This window comes from Vibrio sp. 1580 (assembly GCF_033340055.1).
In genome coordinates, this window is the sequence record NZ_JAWOVT010000269.1 from 1 (window position 1) to 714 (window position 714).

The 714-nt window shown below is 46.9% G+C and carries 1 protein-coding gene; it reads left to right on the forward strand.

What is annotated here, in order from left to right; genetic code table 11:
• On the forward strand, positions 1-714 hold a 714-nt coding region (locus tag R7093_RS25440), incomplete at both ends, for a prephenate dehydratase domain-containing protein (RefSeq protein ID WP_318147048.1).

Here is a 714-nt window from a genome sequence, read left to right on the forward strand (position 1 = left end):
GTGATGCCGTTCGAGGGCAACAACTGTTGGTTAAGCTGATTTCCAACGGCCGAGACAAATACGAACTCGATGCTCAGTACATCACCAAACTTTTCCACACCATCATTGAAGATTCGGTCTTACTTCAACAAGGTTATCTGCAAAACCTTGTTAATCCGCAACAAAGCCGCAAGCCACTTGCACGCGTCGCTTTCTTGGGAGCCAAAGGTTCTTACTCGCACTTGGCAAGCCGCGAATATTTCAGTCGTAAAAATACCGAGCTTATCGAGCTAAATTGTGAGCATTTCAAAGAAGTGACTCAAACGGTTGAATCTGGCCATGCTGATTACGGTGTGCTGCCCATCGAAAACACCAGCTCGGGCTCGATCAATGAAGTATATGACCTACTACAACACACCACGCTGTATATTGTTGGTGAACTGACTCAACCTATCGAGCACTGCTTAGTTGCAACAAAAGACATTCGCCTCGAAGACATCAAAACACTGTACTCGCATCCGCAACCGCACCAACAGTGCAGCGAATTCTTAAGCCGTATGAAAGGCGTGAAACTTGAGTCTTGCGCAAGCACAGCAGACGCGATGCAAAAAGTCCAAGAGATGAATCGTGATGATGTGGCCGCAATTGGTAATGCTTCAAGTGGTAAGTTGTACGGCCTGCAAGCGATCCAAGGCAACATCGCAAACCAAACCGAAAACCACACACGCTTTATTG